At 67.1% G+C, this 18739-nt stretch carries 22 protein-coding genes; 3 read left to right on the top strand and 19 right to left on the bottom strand.

Annotated elements, in window-relative coordinates:
• Positions 1 to 54: 54 nt before the first annotated feature.
• From ubiB to rlmE, 9 genes are all read right to left on the bottom strand, one after another.
• Positions 55 to 1737 carry a 2-polyprenylphenol 6-hydroxylase gene (ubiB, locus tag AC5P99_RS07610; protein WP_088436848.1) on the bottom strand — a complete coding sequence of 561 codons (1683 nt, stop codon included), beginning with the start codon at positions 1735 to 1737 and terminating at the stop codon, positions 55 to 57.
• A 34-nt stretch (positions 1738 to 1771) separates the two neighbouring features.
• Entirely contained in the window at positions 1772 to 2266 is a 495-nt protein-coding gene (locus AC5P99_RS07605; protein ID WP_005409020.1) for a CinA family protein, read from the bottom strand.
• Positions 2267 to 2386: 120 nt separating this feature from the next.
• On the bottom strand, positions 2387 to 3697 hold the full coding sequence (gene hflX / locus AC5P99_RS07600; protein WP_005412934.1) for a ribosome rescue GTPase HflX: 1311 nt from the start codon (positions 3695 to 3697) through the stop codon (positions 2387 to 2389).
• A gap of 14 nt (positions 3698 to 3711) precedes the next feature.
• Positions 3712 to 3987 (bottom strand): RNA chaperone Hfq, encoded by a 276-nt coding sequence (gene hfq, locus AC5P99_RS07595; protein ID WP_004152891.1) that lies wholly within the window; start codon positions 3985 to 3987, stop codon positions 3712 to 3714.
• Positions 3988 to 4083: 96 nt separating this feature from the next.
• Positions 4084 to 5037, bottom strand: coding sequence for a tRNA (adenosine(37)-N6)-dimethylallyltransferase MiaA (gene miaA, locus AC5P99_RS07590; protein ID WP_088436847.1), 954 nt, complete (start codon positions 5035 to 5037; stop codon positions 4084 to 4086).
• A complete protein-coding gene (folP, locus tag AC5P99_RS07585; protein WP_049449786.1) occupies positions 5037 to 5933 on the bottom strand; it encodes a dihydropteroate synthase in 897 nt (298 codons plus the stop codon). The genes miaA and folP overlap by 1 nt, the downstream gene beginning before the upstream one ends.
• A gap of 578 nt (positions 5934 to 6511) precedes the next feature.
• Positions 6512 to 6697, bottom strand: coding sequence for a hypothetical protein (locus tag AC5P99_RS07580; protein WP_021202558.1), 186 nt, complete (start codon positions 6695 to 6697; stop codon positions 6512 to 6514).
• Between the two features lie 102 nt (positions 6698 to 6799).
• On the bottom strand, positions 6800 to 8734 hold the full coding sequence (ftsH, locus tag AC5P99_RS07575) for an ATP-dependent zinc metalloprotease FtsH (protein WP_495213009.1): 1935 nt from the start codon (positions 8732 to 8734) through the stop codon (positions 6800 to 6802).
• A gap of 69 nt (positions 8735 to 8803) precedes the next feature.
• Positions 8804 to 9436 carry a 23S rRNA (uridine(2552)-2'-O)-methyltransferase RlmE gene (rlmE, locus tag AC5P99_RS07570; RefSeq protein ID WP_005409014.1) on the bottom strand — a complete coding sequence of 211 codons (633 nt, stop codon included), beginning with the start codon at positions 9434 to 9436 and terminating at the stop codon, positions 8804 to 8806.
• 65 nt (positions 9437 to 9501) lie between these two features.
• Here rlmE and yhbY point away from each other — a divergent pair, with 65 nt between their 5' ends.
• On the top strand, positions 9502 to 9807 hold the full coding sequence (gene yhbY / locus AC5P99_RS07565) for a ribosome assembly RNA-binding protein YhbY (protein ID WP_004152868.1): 306 nt from the start codon (positions 9502 to 9504) through the stop codon (positions 9805 to 9807).
• A 13-nt stretch (positions 9808 to 9820) separates the two neighbouring features.
• A complete protein-coding gene (locus AC5P99_RS07560) occupies positions 9821 to 10195 on the top strand; it encodes an Mth938-like domain-containing protein (RefSeq protein ID WP_005409013.1) in 375 nt (124 codons plus the stop codon).
• A 25-nt stretch (positions 10196 to 10220) separates the two neighbouring features.
• Here AC5P99_RS07560 and AC5P99_RS07555 read toward each other — a convergent pair whose 3' ends face one another.
• The 5 genes from AC5P99_RS07555 to surE all read right to left on the bottom strand — a co-directional run bounded on the left by AC5P99_RS07555 (position 10221) and on the right by surE (position 13923).
• Positions 10221 to 10709 carry a YqhG/Tai3 family protein gene (locus tag AC5P99_RS07555; protein WP_043034329.1) on the bottom strand — a complete coding sequence of 163 codons (489 nt, stop codon included), beginning with the start codon at positions 10707 to 10709 and terminating at the stop codon, positions 10221 to 10223.
• 339 nt (positions 10710 to 11048) lie between these two features.
• On the bottom strand, positions 11049 to 11840 hold the full coding sequence (locus AC5P99_RS07550) for a peptidoglycan DD-metalloendopeptidase family protein (protein WP_169448753.1): 792 nt from the start codon (positions 11838 to 11840) through the stop codon (positions 11049 to 11051).
• Positions 11837 to 12451 carry a YqaA family protein gene (locus AC5P99_RS07545; RefSeq protein ID WP_005409010.1) on the bottom strand — a complete coding sequence of 205 codons (615 nt, stop codon included), beginning with the start codon at positions 12449 to 12451 and terminating at the stop codon, positions 11837 to 11839. The genes AC5P99_RS07550 and AC5P99_RS07545 overlap by 4 nt, the downstream gene beginning before the upstream one ends.
• Positions 12452 to 12469: 18 nt before the next feature.
• A complete protein-coding gene (locus AC5P99_RS07540) occupies positions 12470 to 13147 on the bottom strand; it encodes a protein-L-isoaspartate(D-aspartate) O-methyltransferase (protein ID WP_005409009.1) in 678 nt (225 codons plus the stop codon).
• Positions 13144 to 13923 (bottom strand): 5'/3'-nucleotidase SurE, encoded by a 780-nt coding sequence (surE, locus tag AC5P99_RS07535; protein ID WP_329768881.1) that lies wholly within the window; start codon positions 13921 to 13923, stop codon positions 13144 to 13146. The genes AC5P99_RS07540 and surE overlap by 4 nt, the downstream gene beginning before the upstream one ends.
• 209 nt (positions 13924 to 14132) lie before the next feature.
• Here surE and AC5P99_RS07530 point away from each other — a divergent pair, with 209 nt between their 5' ends.
• Complete coding sequence (locus AC5P99_RS07530) at positions 14133 to 14672, top strand: Smr/MutS family protein (protein ID WP_005409007.1); 540 nt, start codon at positions 14133 to 14135, stop codon at positions 14670 to 14672.
• A 122-nt stretch (positions 14673 to 14794) separates the two neighbouring features.
• On the opposite strand, the gene truD is transcribed toward AC5P99_RS07530, so the two are convergent.
• From truD to eno, 5 genes are read right to left on the bottom strand one after another with little or no spacing between them, the layout of a single operon-like run.
• Positions 14795 to 15826: a tRNA pseudouridine(13) synthase TruD gene (gene truD / locus AC5P99_RS07525; protein ID WP_099605597.1), complete on the bottom strand. Its 1032-nt coding sequence runs from the start codon at positions 15824 to 15826 to the stop codon at positions 14795 to 14797.
• Positions 15823 to 16320: a 2-C-methyl-D-erythritol 2,4-cyclodiphosphate synthase gene (gene ispF / locus AC5P99_RS07520; RefSeq protein WP_005409005.1), complete on the bottom strand. Its 498-nt coding sequence runs from the start codon at positions 16318 to 16320 to the stop codon at positions 15823 to 15825. Before ispF ends, truD begins: the two co-directional genes overlap by 4 nt.
• Positions 16321 to 16354: 34 nt before the next feature.
• Positions 16355 to 17053: a 2-C-methyl-D-erythritol 4-phosphate cytidylyltransferase gene (ispD, locus tag AC5P99_RS07515; protein ID WP_049448391.1), complete on the bottom strand. Its 699-nt coding sequence runs from the start codon at positions 17051 to 17053 to the stop codon at positions 16355 to 16357.
• Positions 17050 to 17403 carry a cell division protein FtsB gene (ftsB, locus tag AC5P99_RS07510; RefSeq protein WP_049448393.1) on the bottom strand — a complete coding sequence of 118 codons (354 nt, stop codon included), beginning with the start codon at positions 17401 to 17403 and terminating at the stop codon, positions 17050 to 17052. Before ftsB ends, ispD begins: the two co-directional genes overlap by 4 nt.
• 4 nt (positions 17404 to 17407) lie before the next feature.
• The gene (gene eno / locus AC5P99_RS07505; protein ID WP_005409002.1) at positions 17408 to 18700 is read right to left on the bottom strand and encodes a phosphopyruvate hydratase; all 1293 of its coding nucleotides are present in this window, start codon (positions 18698 to 18700) and stop codon (positions 17408 to 17410) included.
• Between the last annotated feature and the right edge of the window lie 39 nt (positions 18701 to 18739).

Raw genomic sequence — 18739 nt, 5'->3', positions numbered from 1 at the left:
CCGACTAACAGTCGGCTCTACAGGAATCGCTGCGCGATTCCGCGGTAAACACACTCACGTGTGTTTACCGCTTCTCCATATCGAGAACAGGATCCACACGCCGCAGAAGCCGGCGCCGATGAAGCCGCAGACGCCCAGCGCCAGCAGCCAGCGGCTGGAGACGCCGCCGACGCTGTGCATCACGATCGAGGAACCGATGATCAGCGCAGCAGTGACGATGCCCATCACCAACCGGTTCGCTGCGCGGTTCACCTGTTCGCCGAAGCCCTGCAGCGCCGTGGTTTCCACCTTCAACTGCAGGCGTCCCCGGCGCGCCGCCTGCACCAGCTTGCGCAGGTCGCGGGGAAGCTCACCGGCGAAGTCGACCAGGCCCAGCAGGCTGCGGCGGCCGCGCTTGAGCAGCGCCTTGGGCGCATAGCGCTGCAGCACCACCCGCTCCAGGAACGGGCGCGCGGCACTGGCCATGTCGAAATCCGGGTCCAGCTGCCGGCCCATGCCTTCCAGGGTCAGGAACGCCTTGATCATCAGCGCCAGGTCAGCCGGCAGGGTCAGGCTGTAGCTGCGCAGCAGCTGGGTGATGTCGCCCAGCATCAGGCCGATGTGCAGGTCCTTCAGCGGCACGCCACGGTATTGATCTACGAACTGGCTGATGTCGTGCTGCAGCCGGTTCTCGTCCACCTCAACACCGCCGGCCCAGTCCAGCAGCACGTCGGCCACGCCCTGCGGGTCCTGCTCGACCAGCCCGTGCAGCAGCTGAGCCACCTGGAAACGCCGCACTTCCGACAAGGCGCCGACCATGCCGAAATCGATCACGCCGATGCGGCCGTCACGCAGGTAGATGATGTTGCCGGGGTGTGGATCGGCGTGGAAGCTGCCGTCCTCCAGCACCATCTTCAGCACAATGCCGGCGCCACGCCGTGCCAGCTCGCGCCGGTCCAGGCCCGCCGCATCGACGCCGGCCAGGTCTCGGCCAGGAATGCCGTCGACGAAGTCCTGCACGTTCAGGCTCTCGCAGGTCCACTGCCAGTGCACCTTCGGAATCAGTATGTCATCACGGCCGCTGAAGTTGCGCGCGATGCGCTCGGCATTGCGGCATTCCGCCGCGAAATCCAGTTCGCGGCGCAGCGACACGGTGAACTGCTGCACGACCTCGGCCGGGCGGTAACGACGCAGGTCCGGCAGTCGCGCTTCAACGATCTCGGCCAGGCGGGCCAGCAGACGCAGGTCGGCCTCGACCACATCGCGGATACCCGGGCGCCGCACCTTCAGCACCACCTCACGGCCGTCATGGAGGCGCGCGCGATGGGCCTGCGCCAGCGAGGCGGCGGCCATCGGGGTTTCATCGAGGAAGGCGAACACCTGCGTCGGCGAGGCGCCAAGGTCGGCTTCGAGCTGCTCACGGATATCCGCGTACGGCAGCGCCGGCACCGCGTTCTGCAGTTCGGACAGCTCGGCGATCCATTCCGGCGGCAGCAGGTCAACGCGCGTCGCCAGCACCTGCCCGAGCTTGACGAAAGTGGGACCGAGATCCTGCATCGCGCTGCGCACGCGCACCGGTGCGGTCATCCGCAACAGTTCCTGCCGCTCCTCGTTCCAGTGCAGAAGGCGCCCTGCCCGCTCCAATGTGCTGGCCAGGCCGATGCGCCGCACCACGTCGCCGAAGCCATAGCGGATCAGGACAACCGCGATTTCCTGCAGTCGGCCCAGGTCACGGACCGTGCCCAGCGTTTCCCACATCATGCGTGCTCCGGACGATTACCGGAGCAGCATGTCACAGCTGGGCGTCGATACCGCGCAATGCCGCCGCCACGGTTTGCCGGCGGATGGCTTCGCGGTCGCCATCGAACTGGAACAGTTCGGCGCGGGCGTAGCCGCCGCGGCGCTTCCAGCCGATCCAGACACTGCCGACCGGCTTGTCCGGGCTGCCACCGCCAGGACCCGCGATGCCGGTCACCGCCACGGCGATGCCGGCACCGGAATTGACCAGTGCGCCGGACACCATCTCCAGCACGGTTTCGCGGCTGACCGCGCCGAACTGCTCCAGCGTCTGCGCACGCACGCCCAGCAGGCGCTGCTTGGCTTCGTAGCTGTAGACCACCATGCCGCAGTCGAAGAACGCCGAGGAACCGGCGATATCGGTCATGCACTTGGCGATCCAGCCGCCACTGCAGCTTTCAGCGGTCACCAGCTGCAGCGAAGCCTGCTGCAGGCGCTGCCCGAGCGCGGCGGACTGGGCGTTGAGGTCGGCGTCGGTGGGGATGGACATCGGCATGACGGTGGGGTGAAGAACCTGCACGTTGTACCGCAGATCACAGGCGGATGTCGCGCCCCTCCAGCACGGTGGTTGCCGGCCAGCGGCCGGCACTATCGGGGATTGGCCGCTACCTCACCACTCCGGCAGCTTCTCCGGCAGCAGCGCCCGGATCGGCGCGCCGTCGGCACTGGCAGCCAGCTTTTCGGCTTCGGCGATCGGCAGGTCGACCTGCAGCAGCCAGCCGTCTTCATCGGCCTGCTCGCTGCGGATCACTTCCAGCTGGTGCAGGCGCGCGCGCAGGCGGCCGGCATCGGGTGGCAGGCGCAGTTCGCCGGTGACGTGCTGCAGGCCCAGGCGCTTGCCCAGCACCGCCTGCAGCAGCTCCAGGCCCTGCCCGTCGCGTGCGGAAATCCACACCCGCTCGCGGCGCGATTCGTCCGGGATGCCATCCTGGCCGTCGTGGCGGACGTCGGCACCGTCGATGCGGTCGATCTTGTTGAATACCAGCAGCTGCGGCAGGTCGCCGGCACCGACCGCGGTCAGCACCTCGTCGACCTGCGCGATGCGCTCCTCGCGATGCGGATCGGCGGCGTCGACCACGTGCAGCAGGAAATCCGCCTCGCGCGCCTCGGACAGGGTCGAGCGGAACGCCGCAACCAGGTCATGTGGCAGGTCGCGGACGAAGCCGACGGTGTCGGCCAGGACCACGTTGCCACCCGGAACCGCAATGCGGCGCACGGTTGGGTCCAGCGTCGCGAACAGCTGGTCGGCGGCATAAGCCTCGGCGCCGGTCATGGCGTTGAACAGGGTCGACTTGCCTGCGTTGGTGTAGCCCACCAGGGCCACGCGCGGCAGTTCGCTGCGCACGCGTGCACGGCGCATCTGGGTGCGCTGCACTTCGACCTTTTCCAGGCGTTTCTGCAGCTGTTCGACCCGCTTCTGCAGCAGGCGGCGGTCGGTTTCCAGCTGGGTTTCACCCGGGCCGCGCAGACCGATCGAACCACCGCGCTGGCGCTCCAGGTGGGTCCAGCCGCGCACCAACCGCGTGGCCAGGTGACGCAGCTGCGCCAGCTCGACCTGCAGCTTGCCCTCGTGGCTGTGCGCACGCTGGGCGAAGATATCCAGGATCAGGCCGGTACGGTCGATCACCCGGCGCTCCAGGAACCGTTCCAGGTTGCGCTCCTGGCCCGGGCTCAACGCATGGTTGACCAGGATCAGGTCGGCACCGCTGGCGTCGGCCGCGGCCTTGATCTCGTCCAGCTTGCCGCTGCCGATCAGGGTCGACGGATTCGGTCGGTCCAGGCGCGCAGTGATCGTCGCGGCGATGCTGGCCCCAGCCGAGCGGGCCAGATCACCGAATTCTTCCAGCACATCGTCTTCCAGCTTGCCGAAATGGGGCTGGATCAACAGGGCGTGTTCGCCCTTTTTCGAGCGGTCAAACATTCACCGCTCCGGTCTTACTCGTCTGCTTCATCACCTGCCTGACCACCTTCACCCGACTGCACGTAACCACCGCCCGGACCGACCTTCACGTTACGTGCCGGAACGACCGTGGAAATGGCGTGCTTGTAGACCATCTGACTGACCGTGTTGCGCAGCAGGACCACGAACTGGTCGAACGACTCGATCGTGCCCTGCAGCTTGATGCCGTTGACCAGGTACACCGAAACCGGCACGCGTTCGCGCCGCAGTGCGTTCAAGAAAGGATCCTGCAGCGATTGCCCCTTGGACATTGCACACTCCTGATTATTGTTCTTATTGGGTTGCCGACGGTTGCCACGGCCCCCGAGCCGCCCGCCGACCGATGATGTTACACGGCTGGCGGGGGTTCAGCGTGCGACGAAGGTCGACACCGCGCCGGCCAGGCGCTCCCCATCGACATGGGGGTCGAACCAGCGCGCATCAAGCTCGCCGCGCAGCCAGGTCAGCTGGCGCTTGGCCAGCTGCCGGGTGGCGAAGATCGCCTTGTCACGGAAACGGGCGGCATCACCCTCCCCGTCCAGGTATTCCCAGGCCTGGCGATAGCCAACCGCGCGCACCGCCGGCAGGTCCAGCGGCGCCGTCACGGCGGCCATTTCCGGCATTGCACGCAGTGCCCGCACCTCGTCCAGGAAGCCCTGCGCCAGCATGGCGTCGAAGCGCGCCTCGATGCGCTGGTGCAGTACCGCGCGGTCACGCGGGGCGAGGATCAGCTTGAGGGTGCGCACCGGCAATGGCGCGACGCCCGGCCGGCGCTGCCATTCACTGATCGGCGTGCCGGTGAGGCGATAGACCTCCAACGCCCGCTGGATGCGTTGCGGGTCGGTGGCATGGATACGTGCGGCTGCGGCTGGATCGACCTTGGCCAGTTCTGCGTGCAGTGCCGCCCAGCCCCGCTCGGCCGCCTCGGTGCTGAGTGCTTCGCGCATCACCGGGTCGGCCTCCGGCATCGGCGACAGGCCCTGCAGCAGGGCTCGGAAGTACAGCCCCGTGCCACCTGCCAGGATCGGCGTTTTGCCGCGTGCCACGATGTCGGCCACGACGCGGCCGGCATCGGCGGCGAACTCGGCCGCCGAATAGGTCTGCCACGGATCGCGCAGGTCCAGCAGATGGTGCGGCGCCTGCGCCCGCTCGGCCGCATCCGGCTTGGCCGAGCCGATATCCAGATGCCGGTAGACCAGCGCCGAATCGACGCTGACGATCTCGCCATCCAGCTGCTTCGCCAGGGTGATCGCGGTGGCGGTTTTGCCACTGGCAGTCGGCCCCATCACGGCGATCGCCAGTGGCCGCCGGTCGATGCCCATCAGTCTTCGTCCGGCCAGCGGATCGTCGGCGTGGCGTCGGCGCGCGGCGTTGGCACGGCCTCGACTGCCTGCCAGATCTTCAGTGCATCAACGGTGGCGGCCACGTCATGCACGCGCACGATGCGTGCGCCGCGCTGCACCGCGATCAGGTGCGCGGCCACCGAGGCGGCCACGCGCTCGGACGGTGTGTCGCGACCGGTCAGTTCGCCCAGGCTGCGCTTGCGCGACAGGCCCGCCAGCATCGGCACGCCCAGCTCCAGGAACTGCTCGGAGCGTGCCAGCAGGGTCATGTTGTGGGCGGTGGTTTTGCCGAAACCGAAACCGAGATCGATCAGCAGGTTCTTCTTCGCAATGCCCGCCATCTCGGCAGCGAACAGGCGCTGGACCAGGAAGCCGTGCACCTCGGCGACCACGTCGTCGTAATGTGGATCGGCCTGCATGTGGCCTGGCTCGCCCTGCATGTGCATCAGCACCACCGGCACGCCGGTTGCAGCGGCGGCGTCCAGCGCCCCTTCCTGACGCAGGCCGTAGATGTCATTGATCATGCCGGCGCCAGCCGCCACGGCCGCGCGCATCACTTCCGGCTTGAAGGTGTCGATGCTGATCGGCACCCGGGTGCGTGCGGCCAGCTGCTCGATCACCGGAATCACCCGGCGCAGTTCCTCCTCCACCGATACCGGCGCAGCGCCCGGCCGGGTCGATTCGCCGCCGATGTCCAGCAGGTCCGCGCCCTCCTCGACCAGCTTCAGGCCATGGGCGACCGCAGCCTCGGTGGTGTCGTGCGCGCCGCCATCGGAGAACGAGTCCGGGGTGACGTTGACGATGCCCATGACCCGGGCACGGTCGAGGCGCAGGATGCGGCCGGCGCAATCGAGCTGGGGCGAGGTATCGAACATGGGCAATCCTGCAGGGACAACGGCGGGTAGTTTAGTTCGGCAGGGCGGCGCCCTGCACCCGCTGCAATCAACGTCAACGTCAGAAGCTGGTTCTCCGTGGGGTGGCGGGGTGGGTCAGTTTGCGGGGGACGCCGCAAGTACGTCCGTGTAGGCTCGGTCGCCGCATCCATGCGGCTCACGCCCCCGCAACCGGACCCACCCCGCCTTCGACAGATCTCCGCGATCTGCAGTAGATCCACGCCATGCGTGGATGAATCTCCATCGGAATCGAATATTTCGAATTGGAATCGAAATGCATCCACGCATGGCGTGGATCTACCGTGTCGACCAAGGTCGACACCTACCAACAGCAGCAGGAATCTGTCAGAGGTGGGGCGGTGTCGGAGTGCGGGGTGTCAGCCGCATGGATGCGGCTGCCAAGCTTACAGGGACGTACTTGCAGCGCCCCCGCACTCCGACACCGCCCCGCCATCCTACGGAAAGCCCGCTGTTGCTGTTGCTGTTGCTGTTGCTGTTGAGGTTGCCGGCCAGCGGCCGGCACAACCACGGGTGCAGGGCGCAGCCCTGCCGACACCCTCTCAACGGCGGCGGCGCTTGCGGTCCACGTACAGGGTCCTGGCGATGCTCAGCACGATGCCGACTCCGATGCCCACCACGCAGCCCAGCAGCAGGTTGTCGGCCCCCAGGCCCACACCCACGCCGACCACGGTGGCGATCACCATTTCGGCAGTGTGGGAAATCGGTTCGGGCTTCGGGGCGGACATGCGGGCTCCAGCGTCAGATCGGATCTTCGGGATGGGCCAGTGGCCCGGAAACGACGAAGCCGGGTTGCCCCGGCCTCGTCTGGCGTCACCTGCAGCGGGCCGTCAGTGCGATTCGGCCGGGCCTGCGATCGGCGGCAGCGGACGGGCGTCGCCGCCCTTGTCGTTGCCGCCATCCTTGTTCGACTTGCTCCAGCCCGCCGGCGGCGGCGGATCGCGGCCTTCCATGATCGCGTCGATCTGCGGCGCGTCGATGGTCTCGTACTGCAGCAGCAGCTGCGACATCGCGTGCAGCTTGTCGATGTTCTCGGTCAGCAGCTGGGTCGTGCGGGCGTAGGCCTTGTCGAGGATGTTGCGCACTTCCTCGTCGATCCGGCGCGCCGTGTCGTTGGACACGCTCTTGTGCTGGGTGACCGAACGGCCCAGGAACACCTCGTCGTCCTCTTCGCCATACGCGATCGGGCCGAGCTGCTCGGACAGGCCCCACTTGGTGACCATGTTGCGGGCCATCTTGGTGGCACGCTCGATGTCGTTGGAGGCGCCGGTGGTGACCTTGTCCTCGCCGAAGATCAGCTCTTCGGCGACGCGGCCGCCGTACAGCGAGCACAGCTGCGACTGGATCGCCACGCGGTTCATCGAGTACTTGTCGCCTTCCGGCAGGTACATGGTCACACCCAGCGCACGGCCGCGCGGAATGATGGTGACCTTGTAGACCGGGTCGTGCTCGGGCACCAGGCGGCCGACGATGGCGTGGCCGGCCTCGTGGTACGCGGTCAGGGTCTTCTCGTCCTCGCTCATGGCCATCGAGCGGCGCTCGGCACCCATCAGGATCTTGTCGCGTGCACGGTCGAAGTGGTCCATGCGGACTTCCTTCTCGTTGCCGCGCGCGGCGAACAGGGCCGCCTCGTTGCAGAGGTTGGCCAGGTCCGCACCGGAGAAGCCCGGGGTACCACGCGCGATCACCATCGGCTCGACGTCGTCAGCCAGCGGCAGCTTGCGCATGTGGACCTTGAGGATGTGCTCGCGGCCCTTCACGTCCGGCAGGCCGACCACGACCTGGCGGTCGAAACGGCCCGGGCGCAGCAGCGCCGGGTCCAGCACGTCCGGACGGTTGGTCGCGGCGATCACGATCACGCCTTCGCCACCCTCGAAACCGTCCATCTCGACCAGCAGCTGGTTCAGGGTCTGCTCGCGCTCGTCGTGACCGCCGCCCAGGCCGGCGCCACGGTGGCGGCCGACGGCGTCGATTTCGTCGATGAAGATGATGCACGGCGCGTGCTTCTTGGCCTGCTCGAACATGTCACGCACGCGGCTGGCGCCGACGCCGACGAACATTTCCACGAAGTCCGAACCGGAGATCGAGAAGAACGGCACCTTGGCTTCGCCGGCGATGGCCTTGGCCAGAAGCGTCTTGCCGGTACCCGGCGGGCCCACCATCAGCACGCCGCGCGGAATCTTGCCGCCCAGCTTGGTGAACTTGGACGGGTCGCGCAGGAAGTCGACCAGTTCGCCCACTTCTTCCTTGGCCTCGTCGCAGCCGGCGACGTCGGCGAAGGTGACCTTGATCTGGTCTTCGCCCTGCAGCTTGGCGCGCGACTTGCCGAAGGACATCGCGCCCTTGGCACCGCCGCCACCGCCCTGCATCTGGCGCATGATGAACAACCAGAAGCCGATGATCAGGATGACCGGCAGGAAATTCATCAGTATCGCGCCGAGGGAAATGCCGCTGGACGGCTCCTCCTGCACGATCTCCACGTTCTTGGTACGCAGCACGTTGATCAGGTCACGATCGAACGGCGCGGTGATGGTGGACGACTGCCCACCGCGGGTGGTGTAGGTCAGCTGGCTGGTGCCGCCACGCATGTCGCCGCCAAAGGCGACCTTCTGCACGTTGCCGCTGTCCACCTGGTCCAGGAACTGCGAGTACGACGCGCCCTGCGCGCCGGTCCCGGAGGACTTCGGCGAGAAGCTCTGGAAGACCACCATCAGCACGACGGCGACGACCACCCATAGCAGGAGGTTCTTGGTCAAGTCGTTCATCCTCATTGGCTCCGGTGTTCCTCTCAGTGCTGGCGTTGCGTTGGGGTCGAACTTGCGTACGTTGCGAGCTTACTTCATGTGGGCGCGTTTTCCCTGACCCAAGGCATACACCTCGGGAGAGCGCTTGCGCGACGCTTCCGGCTTGCGGATGGAGACCTTGTCGTACCGGCGGCGCATGTCGCGCACGTAGTCGTCAAAGCCTTCACCCTGGAACAGCTTGATCAGGAACGCCCCACCGGTCTTCAGGTGGTTGTCGGCAAAATCCAGGGCCAGCTCCGCCAGGTGCATCATCCGCGGCTGGTCGACCGCGCCTACGCCACTCTTATTGGGGGCCATGTCCGACAGCACAAGGTCTACCGGCTGATCCCCGAGCATGGCTTCAAACTGCGATAGAACGGCTTCTTCCCTGAAGTCACCATGAAGGAACTCCACGCCGGCCAGCGGCGGCATGTCCAGGATGTCCAGCGCCAGCACGCGACCGGTGTCGCCGATCTGTCTCCGCACCTGCTGAGACCAGCCGCCCGGGGCGGCACCGAGGTCGACGACCACCATGTGCGGCTTCAGCAACCGGTCACGTTCCAGCAGCTCTTCGAGCTTGTAGGCGGCGCGCGAGCGCATGCCTTCGGCCTGGGCCTTCTTCACGAAGGGGTCGGAGAAGTGTTCCTTGAGCCAGCGCTGGCTGCTTTTGCTGCGGGTAGCCATTGAAAATAGGGGCTGATGGGGTCCTCATGATACCCTGATCGCCCCATTCAACCGTGTTTTCCTGCATGTCCATCGCCCTGACCGCCTCCCAGACCCGTTTCCTGCGCGGCCAAGCCCACGACCTGAAGGCCCTGCTGCAGACCGGCGGCAAGGGTGTGACCCCGGCCTTCATCGCTGAGCTGAACGAAGTGCTGGAGCGCCACGAGCTGGTCAAGGTGAAGGTCGCTGCTGAAGACCGCGACGCCCGTGACGTGATGATCGGCGAGATCGTCGAAGCCACCGAAAGCGCGCTGGTGCAGCGCATCGGCCACGTCGCCGTGCTGTACCGCCCGAGCAAGGAACAGCGCCAGATCGTGCTGCCGCGCGGCTGATCGCCCTACTGCCATGCAGCTGAACCACGAACCGCCGGATTACGCCTATAGCCTCCGTGCCGCCGATGGCCGCTCGGCCAAGGTGAATGACCAGGCGCTGGGCAGCAGTTTCTTCCTGACCCCGGACCAGCTGGTCACGCAATGGCCGGTGGTGAGCGCCACTGCGCTGCAGGTGGCTGACCTGGAGCCGATCCTGGCGCTGAATCCGGCGCTGATCGTGCTCGGCACGGGTGACCGTCAGGTGTTCCCGCCGGCGGTGGTGATGGCCGCCTGCCTGTCACGCGGCATCGGCCTGGAAGTGATGAACAATCCAGCCGCCGCGCGCACCTTCAACATCCTGGCGGGCGAAGGCCGCAAGGTCGCCGCCGCCTTCATTCTGGAAGGCTGAGGTCGAGTCGCCGGGTGGCTCCCGGCTAGCTGCCCGAAGGTGTGCAGCGGAATGCCGAGAACGCCTTGAGCCGGCCAATCAGGTTGCCGCCCTGCCCCCAGCGTATATCCATGACCTTCCAGTCCCGGTCCTGCCGCTGCAGCAGGACCCTGTCGGTCCAGCGGTAGTCGCCCACGGCCATGTCGACATGGATCCAGGTGGCGTCACCGCTCGATCCGGGCATTCCCACGGATATCGTTTCCGGTCGATCCGGCGCCAGCAGATACGGGCTCTGGTCCAGCATGTGCGGCTTTTCATCGGGCGCCGCCAGTGCGGTGCAGGCCTGTTCATATGCACGCTGCGCAGCGATGGCTGAGCGGAGGGCCTCACCCAGCAGCGGGGAAATGGCCGTTTCGTTCGACGTCGGCGCCTGGATGACGTCGTAGAGGCGGGTGACCACGTCACGTGGATCGCTGCTGGCGGCGGCCGCCAATGGCGCGATGAGCAGCACGAAAAGGGCTGTTGGGCGAGACATGCGGCACCGGATTGGGGGGGCGGGTTCCGTTGAAGCATGCCGCTTCCCTGGCTTGCCGGGAAGCTTGAGATGCGCCACTCATGGTCGCAAATGGCCACCCACGGCAGCCAGCGTACAGCGAGTCGAGCATGGCTCGACGCTACAGGTCGGCAACGCCGAGCATTGCCCGGCGCCACCCGACCCCACGGACTCAACGCGCCGGCAGGTACTGCTGCGGGTCCACCGGCTTGCCGTTGTAGCGGGTGAGCCGGCGGTGTTTGCGGCCCATGGGCCGCACCGTTGGCGAACGCCCGGCGCGCTGCGCCGGGCCGGGGATCCGCCCAGATGCCGAATCGACGATCAGCGTGCCGGCAGGTATTGCTGCGGGTCCACCGGCTTGCCGTTATAGCGGATCTCGAAGTGGACCATGTCGCGGTTCGCACCGGTGCGACCCATCTCGGCGATCTGCTCACCGGCCTTCACGCTCTGCCCTTCATTCACCAGGCGCTTGCGGTTGTGGCCATAGGCCGACAGCCACTGGTCGCTGTGCTTGATGATGATCAGCTCGCCGTAGCCGACCAGGCCGGCGCCGGAGTACACCACCACACCGTTGGCGGCGGCCTTGACCGGCTGGCCGCTGGTACCGGCGATGTCCACGCCCTGCTTGGTCGCGTCACCGGCCACGTAGCGGCCGACGATCGCGCCATCGGCCGGCCAGCGCCAGGCGATGTTGCTCTTCACCGGACCCACCGGCGCCGGGGCCGGGGCCGATGTGGTACTGCCGCCGCTGCTGCCACCCGAGCGCGGCGGGGTGACCACCGTGGTCGGCGCGCGGCCGCCGCTGGCACCGGCCGGATACAGTCGGATCACCTGCCCCGGATGGATGGTCGAGGGGTTGTCCAGGCTGTTCCAGGCAATCAGGTCGGCCGGAGTGATGTCATGGATGCGGGCCAGCGCATAGATGGTATCGCCCTTGCGCACCACCACGGTCTGCCCGGGCTTGGGCACCGAGGTCTTCGGCGTGGTCACACCACCGCCGGTGCTGCCACCACCAGGACGAACCACGGTGGCGGTGCCGCAGGCGGCCAGGGTGGAAACCAGCAACGCCAGCGCGCCGATGCGCACTCCCTTGCTCAGACGATCAGGATTCATGCGAACTTCGACCTCCATACAAGCCAGGCGATCAGCACCACCACCAACGCGGTGGCGATCCAGCCCAGCGGTTCAATCCAGCGACGCAGTGCCGCTTCAGCACGCGCACCACCGATACGGATGACCGCAGCCAGCACGAACACGCGCTTGCCGCGACCGATCAGCATGCTCAACAGGTACTGCGGCATCGGCACGCCGACGATACCCGATGCCCACGTGAAGACCTTCATCGGGATGGGCATGAAGCCGCCCAGCACCAGGAAGGTGAACACCGCCCACGGCGACTCGGCCATCTTGGCCTGCACGGTGGTGATGCCCTGCTCGATGGCCGGCAGCATGCCCAGTGCTTCGAACAACGGCTTGATCGCTTCGAAGGCGTAATGACCCAATGCATAGCCAATCAGCGCGCCGACCATCGAGCCGGCCAGACTGAGGGTGGCGAACCACCAGCCGCGTTTCGGCTGGGCCACGCACATCGGCGCCAGCATCACTTCCGGCATCACCGGAAAGATGATCGCCTCGAAGAAGCTCAACACCGTCAGGTAGGTCGGCGCGCGTTCGTGCGCCGCCCACTTCATCGCCCGCTCGTACAGCGGCCCGAAAATCTTCATGCAACCCTGCTCCGTGGATTAGTCGAGCATGCCGGACAGCAGCGGCACAAAGGTGACCGGCGCAAGCACGCGTTGTTCGATGCTGCCGTCAGCCCTGCGGTCCAGCTGCACCAGCGACTGCCCACCCGGCCCGCCGACCGGCGCCACCAGGCGGCCGCCCTCGGCCAGCTGCCCGACCAGTTCATCGACCAGTGCAGGCGCCGCGGCGGTGACGACGATGGCATCGAACGGGCCGTGCTCGGCCCAGCCGGCGCGGCCATCATCATGCTTGGTGCGGATATTCATGCCCAGCGCACGGAAGCGCTTGCGCGCCTGTCGCAGCAGGTCGCCGATGCGTTCGACGGTGTAGATCTCCAGGCCCAGCGCGCCGAGCACGGCGGCCTGGTAACCGGAGCCGGTACCGACTTCCAGCACTTTCTTCGGCGAGACCTGCAGCACGGCTTCGGTCATGCGCGCCACCACCCACGGCTGCGAGATGGTCTGGCCGTGGCCGATCGGCAGGGCGGTGTCTTCGTAGGCGCGTGACGCAAGCGCTTCGTCGATGAACAGATGACGTGGCACCACCCGGATCGCATTCAAGGTCGACTCGTCGACGATGCCAGCCTCGCGCAGGCGATCGACCAGGCGGTCGCGCACACGCTGCGAGGTCATGCCGATGCCGACGGCTTCCGGTTGCAGGCGCAGGCGTGGACTCATGCCGGCTGGTCCAGCGCGGCGCTGAGGCCGCCGACCCAGCTGGCCACTTTGTCCAGTGCCTGGTAGCGGGTCAGGTCGACCTGGATCGGGGTGATCGAGATATGCCCGGTGCGCACCGCGTGGAAGTCGGTGCCGGGGCCGGAGTCCTGCTCACGACCGGCCGGGCCGATCCAGTACACCTCGTTGCCGCGTGGGTCCTTCTGCGCGATGCAGCCTTCTGCACGATGGCGGTTGCCCAGGCGGGTGACCTCGAAGCCCTTGACCTCGTTCCACGGCAGGTCCGGCACGTTGACGTTGAGGATGGTGTCAGCCGGCAACGGATCGGCCTTGAGCCGGGCGACGATCTCCACCGCAGCGCGCGCGGCGGTCTCGAAATGTTTCGGATCGTGGTTGCGGGTGACCAGCGAGACCGCCACCGCCGGCAGGCCGAGGAAGCGACCTTCCATCGCCGCCGAGACGGTGCCGGAATAGATCACGTCATCGCCGAGGTTGGCGGCGTTGTTGATGCCGGACACGACAATGTCGGGTTCGAACTCGAGCAGCCCGGTCAGCGCCAGGTGCACGCAGTCGGTCGGGGTACCGGCCACCGAGACGGTGTAATGGTCGATGCGCTTGAGGCGGATCGGCAGGTCCAGGGTCAGCGAATTGCTGGCGCCGGAGCGATCGCGGTCGGGCGCGACCACCGTGACTTCGTGACCGGCCTCACGCAGCACCGAAGCAAGCATCCGGATGCCTGCGGCGTCGACGCCATCGTCGTTACTGACCAGGATTCGCATCTTCGATTTAACCGCTTGATTTTCCAAGAATTCGATTCCATCACCGTGCAGTGTGGGCGGGACCGTCGTACTCCCCTGCGGAAGCCGTCGACCCTGCAAGGGCATCGTCTATTGTGCCGCATGCGAGCCGCCGGTCCTACCCTGCCGGCGGTCACGGCCGACATCGAACCGTCATAGGCAGACCTGCGCCAGCGGTTTACCCTGTGCGCATGTCGCACCCTGAAGACGAAGATCCCGCCGCGTTGTTCCGCGCGGCCATCGGCGAAGTGACGCCGCTGCGCAAGGATGCCGAGCCGGCACCGGCTGCGCCCCGGCCGAAGCCGCGCGCGCGCATGGCCGAACGTGACGAGGCCGAAGCCGCCGGCGAGTTCGCCCGGCTGCTGCGCGACAGCACGCCACTGGAAGCCGGCGACGTGGCCAGCTATCGCCGCGACAACCTGCCACCTCGCCTGTTCCAGCGCCTCAAGCGTGGCCAGTATTCGGTGCAGGACGAACTGGACCTGCATGGCGCCACCGCCGCGCAGGCCGAGACGCTGCTGCGCCAGTTCCTGCTGGAAGCGCATGCACACGAGTATGGCTGCGTGCGCATCATCCACGGCAAGGGATTGCAGTCCGACGGCGGTGCACCGGTACTGAAGAACCTGGTCGACCGCCTGCTGCGGCTGCGCAACGACGTACTGGCATTCCATTCGGCGCCGACCGGGCAAGGCGGCACCGGCGCGGTGCTGGTGCTGCTGGCACGGCGCTGAAAAAAGGGACGCCATGAGTCCAGGTAGAGTCGACTGTCAGTCGACTGCTCTTCCAGCGGCAAGCGAATACCCCGCGCTGCGCGCGCAAGTCGACTGACAGTCGACTCTACCGCGCGCCCTGCTCAGGCCTGCGAGGCGTCTTCGACCGGGCCGAGCTCGTGCAGCACGGCGGTGGCGTAGCAGCCCGGCGGCAGCGCGAACGATAGCTCCAGCACGTCATCGCCCAGCCACTGGTGCTGCAACAACGCGGGGCGCAGGCGCAGCGCGCGGCGCTCCTGCTTCAGGCGCGCGTCTTCCAGCCCGGCCCGCAGTGCCTTCGATTCCTCGTCGTCGAGTGCGGCCAGCTCCAGCTCGCGTGCCGCTCCGGTGCTGCGCAGCTCGCCTTCACCCCACAGCGGTGCGCTGGGATGGATGTCGAACCGCGCGAGGCGCTCGGCCAGCACGTCGGTGTACGGCTCCGGGCCGAACACGCTGCGGCTGCCGTCCAGCATCCACACCTCGCCGTCCAGTGGCTGATCCCAGTTGCCCTGCTCCACGCGCGCAGCCAGCACGCGGTTGAACAGCGCCGATCGGGCGGCAGACAGCAGCAGTGAACGCTGGTCCTTGCGCATGCGGCGGCCACCGAACATCGCCAGTGCCGCCGGCACGTTGCCGCCGTCGCGGCCAAAGCGCTGCTCGCCAAACCAGTTCGGCAGGCCGCGCCCGGCAATCTGCTGCAAGCGTTCGCTGATCGCTGCGGCATCGCCCTGCACCTCGCGCAGGACCAGCTTGAAGCGGTTGCCGGCCAGTGCGCCACGCTGCAGCTTGCGGTTATGCCAGGTCGCTTCGAGCACTTCGATCTCGTCACTGGCCAGCTCGGCCAGGTCCGGCGCAATGCGCTTGGGCAGGTGCACGCTGAAACGCTGGGTGGTGACCGCGTGGCGGTCTTTCATGCCAGCGTAACTCACCGCCATTTCCGGCAGGCCCGCCCACTTGGCCAGCACCTTGGCCACATGCACGGTGTTGGCACCGCGCTTTCGGATGTGCAGCAACAGGTGCTCGCCTTCGCCGGTGGCCTCGAAGGCCGGCAGCTCGTCAACCTGGAAATCGTCTGGCGTGGTGCGGATGCGCGCCGTCAACAACGGCGCACCAAATGCCAACGGCAGCGGAATCATGCCGCCACCAGCAACACGACCGCCTGTGCGGCAATGCCTTCACCACGGCCGGTGAAGCCCAGTTTTTCCGAGGTGGTGGCCTTGACGCTGACCGCATCCAGCGGCAACTGCAGCAGGCCGCCGATGCGCTCACGCATCGCCAGCGCATGCGGGCCAACCTTCGGCCGCTCGCAGATCACGGTGATGTCGGTGTTGCCGACGCGCCAGCCGCGCTCGCGCAGCAGGCTGTCGCAATGACGCACGAAGTCGCTGCTGTCGGCGCCCTTCCAGCGGTCGTCACTGGGTGGGAAATGCTGGCCGATGTCGCCCAGCGCCAGCGCACCGAGCATCGCATCGCACAAGGCGTGCAGGATCACGTCGCCATCGCTGTGCGCAAGCACGCCACAGCTGTGTGGAACGTTCACGCCGCCAAGCATGATGTGATCGCCTTCGCCGAAGGCATGGACGTCGTAGCCCTGGCCGATGCGGACGGGCGGGAACGGTGCGGTGCTCATGGATGCAACCCTTGCTACAGGGCCGCGCGGGCGGTCAGCCGGCGCGGCGGGAAAGTACGAATTCGAACCGGTCCAGATCGGCCGGGGTGGTGACCTTGAAGTTGTCCTCGCTGCCTTCCACCAGCAGCGGGCGCTGGCCCTGGCGCTCCATGGCCATGGCCTCGTCGGTGACTTCAACACCGGCGGCAGCGGCGTCGGACAGCGCGCGGCTGAGCTGGTGGCGGCGGAACAGCTGTGGTGTCAGTGCACGCCACAGGCGCTCACGCGGCTCGGTGCCATCGATGCCACCGTCGTCGCCTGCACGCTTGAGCGTGTCACGTACCGGTGCGGCCAGGATCGCCCCCACCGGGTCGGTACGACCGACTTCAAGCAGGCGGCCGAGATCGGCCGGCGACAGGTTCGGCCGCGCGGCATCGTGGACCAGTACGAACTCATCAGCGCGCACCGTCTCCGGCAGCGCCTGCAGGCCAGCCAGCACCGAAGCGGCACGGGTCGCGCCACCGATGCAGTTCAGCACCGGCTTGCCCGCCCACTCGTTCCAGCCGGGCCAGTCGGCGTCGTCCTGGCCGATCACCACCATCGCCCCGGCCACGGCCGGGTGCGCCAGCAGGGCGTCCAGGGTATGGGCAAGCAGGATCTGTCCCCCTGCCTGCAGGTATTGCTTGGGCAACGGCGCGCCGAAGCGGGTGCCACGGCCCGCAGCCGGAACCACGACCCAGATGGCCGCACTCATGGCACGTCCGCCGGGTGGTCGCCAACCTGCGCACTGACACCTACCGCAGGCTGCGCCGGATGGACCGGCGCATCCTCGACCACACGATAGAACTTCTCGCCGGGCTTGATCATGCCCAGCTCGCTGCGTGCGCGCTCCTCGATGGCGGACTGGCCTTCCTTGAGGTCCTTCACTTCGGCAGCGAGCGCGTCGTTGCGCTGCTGCAGACCCTCATTGTCCCGCTCCTGGTTGGCGACCTGGGCTTCGAGCATCATCACTTCGCCCGAATTGCCCGGACCGAACCAGAAGCGGTACTGCAGCCAGCCCAGCAGCAGGGCCAGCACCAGCAGCATCCAGCGCCAGTCGCGCATCGGCTCAGCGCTTCAGCGAAACGAACGCGTCACGACCGGCGTAACGCGCGCCGGCGCCGAGGGCTTCCTCGATGCGCAGCAGCTGGTTGTACTTGGCCACGCGATCGCTGCGGCACAGCGAACCGGTCTTGATCTGGGTGGCGGTGGTAGCCACTGCGATGTCGGCGATGGTGGTGTCTTCGGTTTCGCCCGAACGGTGCGAGACCACCGCGGCATAACCGGCGCGGTCGGCCATGGCGATCGCTTCCAGGGTTTCGCTCAGGGTGCCGATCTGGTTGACCTTGATCAGGATCGCGTTGGCGGTGCCCGAGTCGATGCCTTCCTGGAAGATCTTCGGGTTGGTCACGAACAGGTCGTCACCGACCAGCTGCACCTTCTTGCCGATGCGGTCGGTCAGCAGCTTCCAGCCAGCCCAGTCGTTCTCGGCCAGGCCGTCTTCGATCGTGATGATCGGGTACTGCGCGGCCCAGTCGGCGAGGAAGTCGACGAACTGCTCGGAGGTCAGGCGCTTGTTCTCGCCGACCAGGTTGTACTTGCCGTTCTCGAAGAATTCGCTGGAGGCGACGTCCAGGCCCAGCAGCACGTCTTCACCGGCGGTGTAGCCGGCCTTGCCGATCGCTTCAAGGATGGTGTCCAGCGCTTCGACGTTGCTGCGGAAGTCCGGAGCAAAGCCGCCTTCGTCGCCGACCGCCGTGCTCAGGCCGTGGCCCTTCAGCACCGACTTCAGCGAATGGAAGATTTCGGTACCGGCACGCAGCGCTTCGGAGAACGAGGTGAAGCCGACCGGCAACACCATGAATTCCTGGAAGTCGACGTTGTTGTCGGCGTGCGCGCCGCCGTTGATGATGTTCATCATCGGCACCGGCAGCGACGGGGTCACGCCGGTCCTGGCGGCCAGGTACTGCCACAGCGCCTGCTTGTTCGATGCGGCGGCGGCGTGCGCAGCGGCCATCGAAACACCCAGCAGTGCGTTGGCGCCCAGGCGGCCCTTGTTCTCGGTGCCGTCGAGATCGATCAGGCGACGGTCGAGGCCGGCCTGGTCGGTGGCCTCAAAGCCCTTCAGCGCGGCGGCAATCGTGGTATTGACGTTGTCGACGGCCTTGCGCACGCCCTTGCCCAGGTAACGGGTCTTGTCGCCGTCACGCAGCTCGACCGCTTCCTTGGTGCCGGTCGAGGCGCCGGAGGGAACCGCGGCACGACCGAACGAACCGTCCTCCAGGATGACTTCGGCTTCCAGCGTGGGGTTGCCACGACTGTCGAGGATTTCACGGGCGTGGATGCTGCGGATCGTGCTCATGGTCGGACCGGTTACCTGTCTGGAGAGGGGGCGACAAAA

Source organism: Stenotrophomonas sp. YJH_SMC_80 (genome assembly GCF_059372495.1).
The sequence above is the reverse complement of the archived record's forward strand: the minus strand, read 5'-3'. Positions and strand labels throughout refer to the sequence as shown.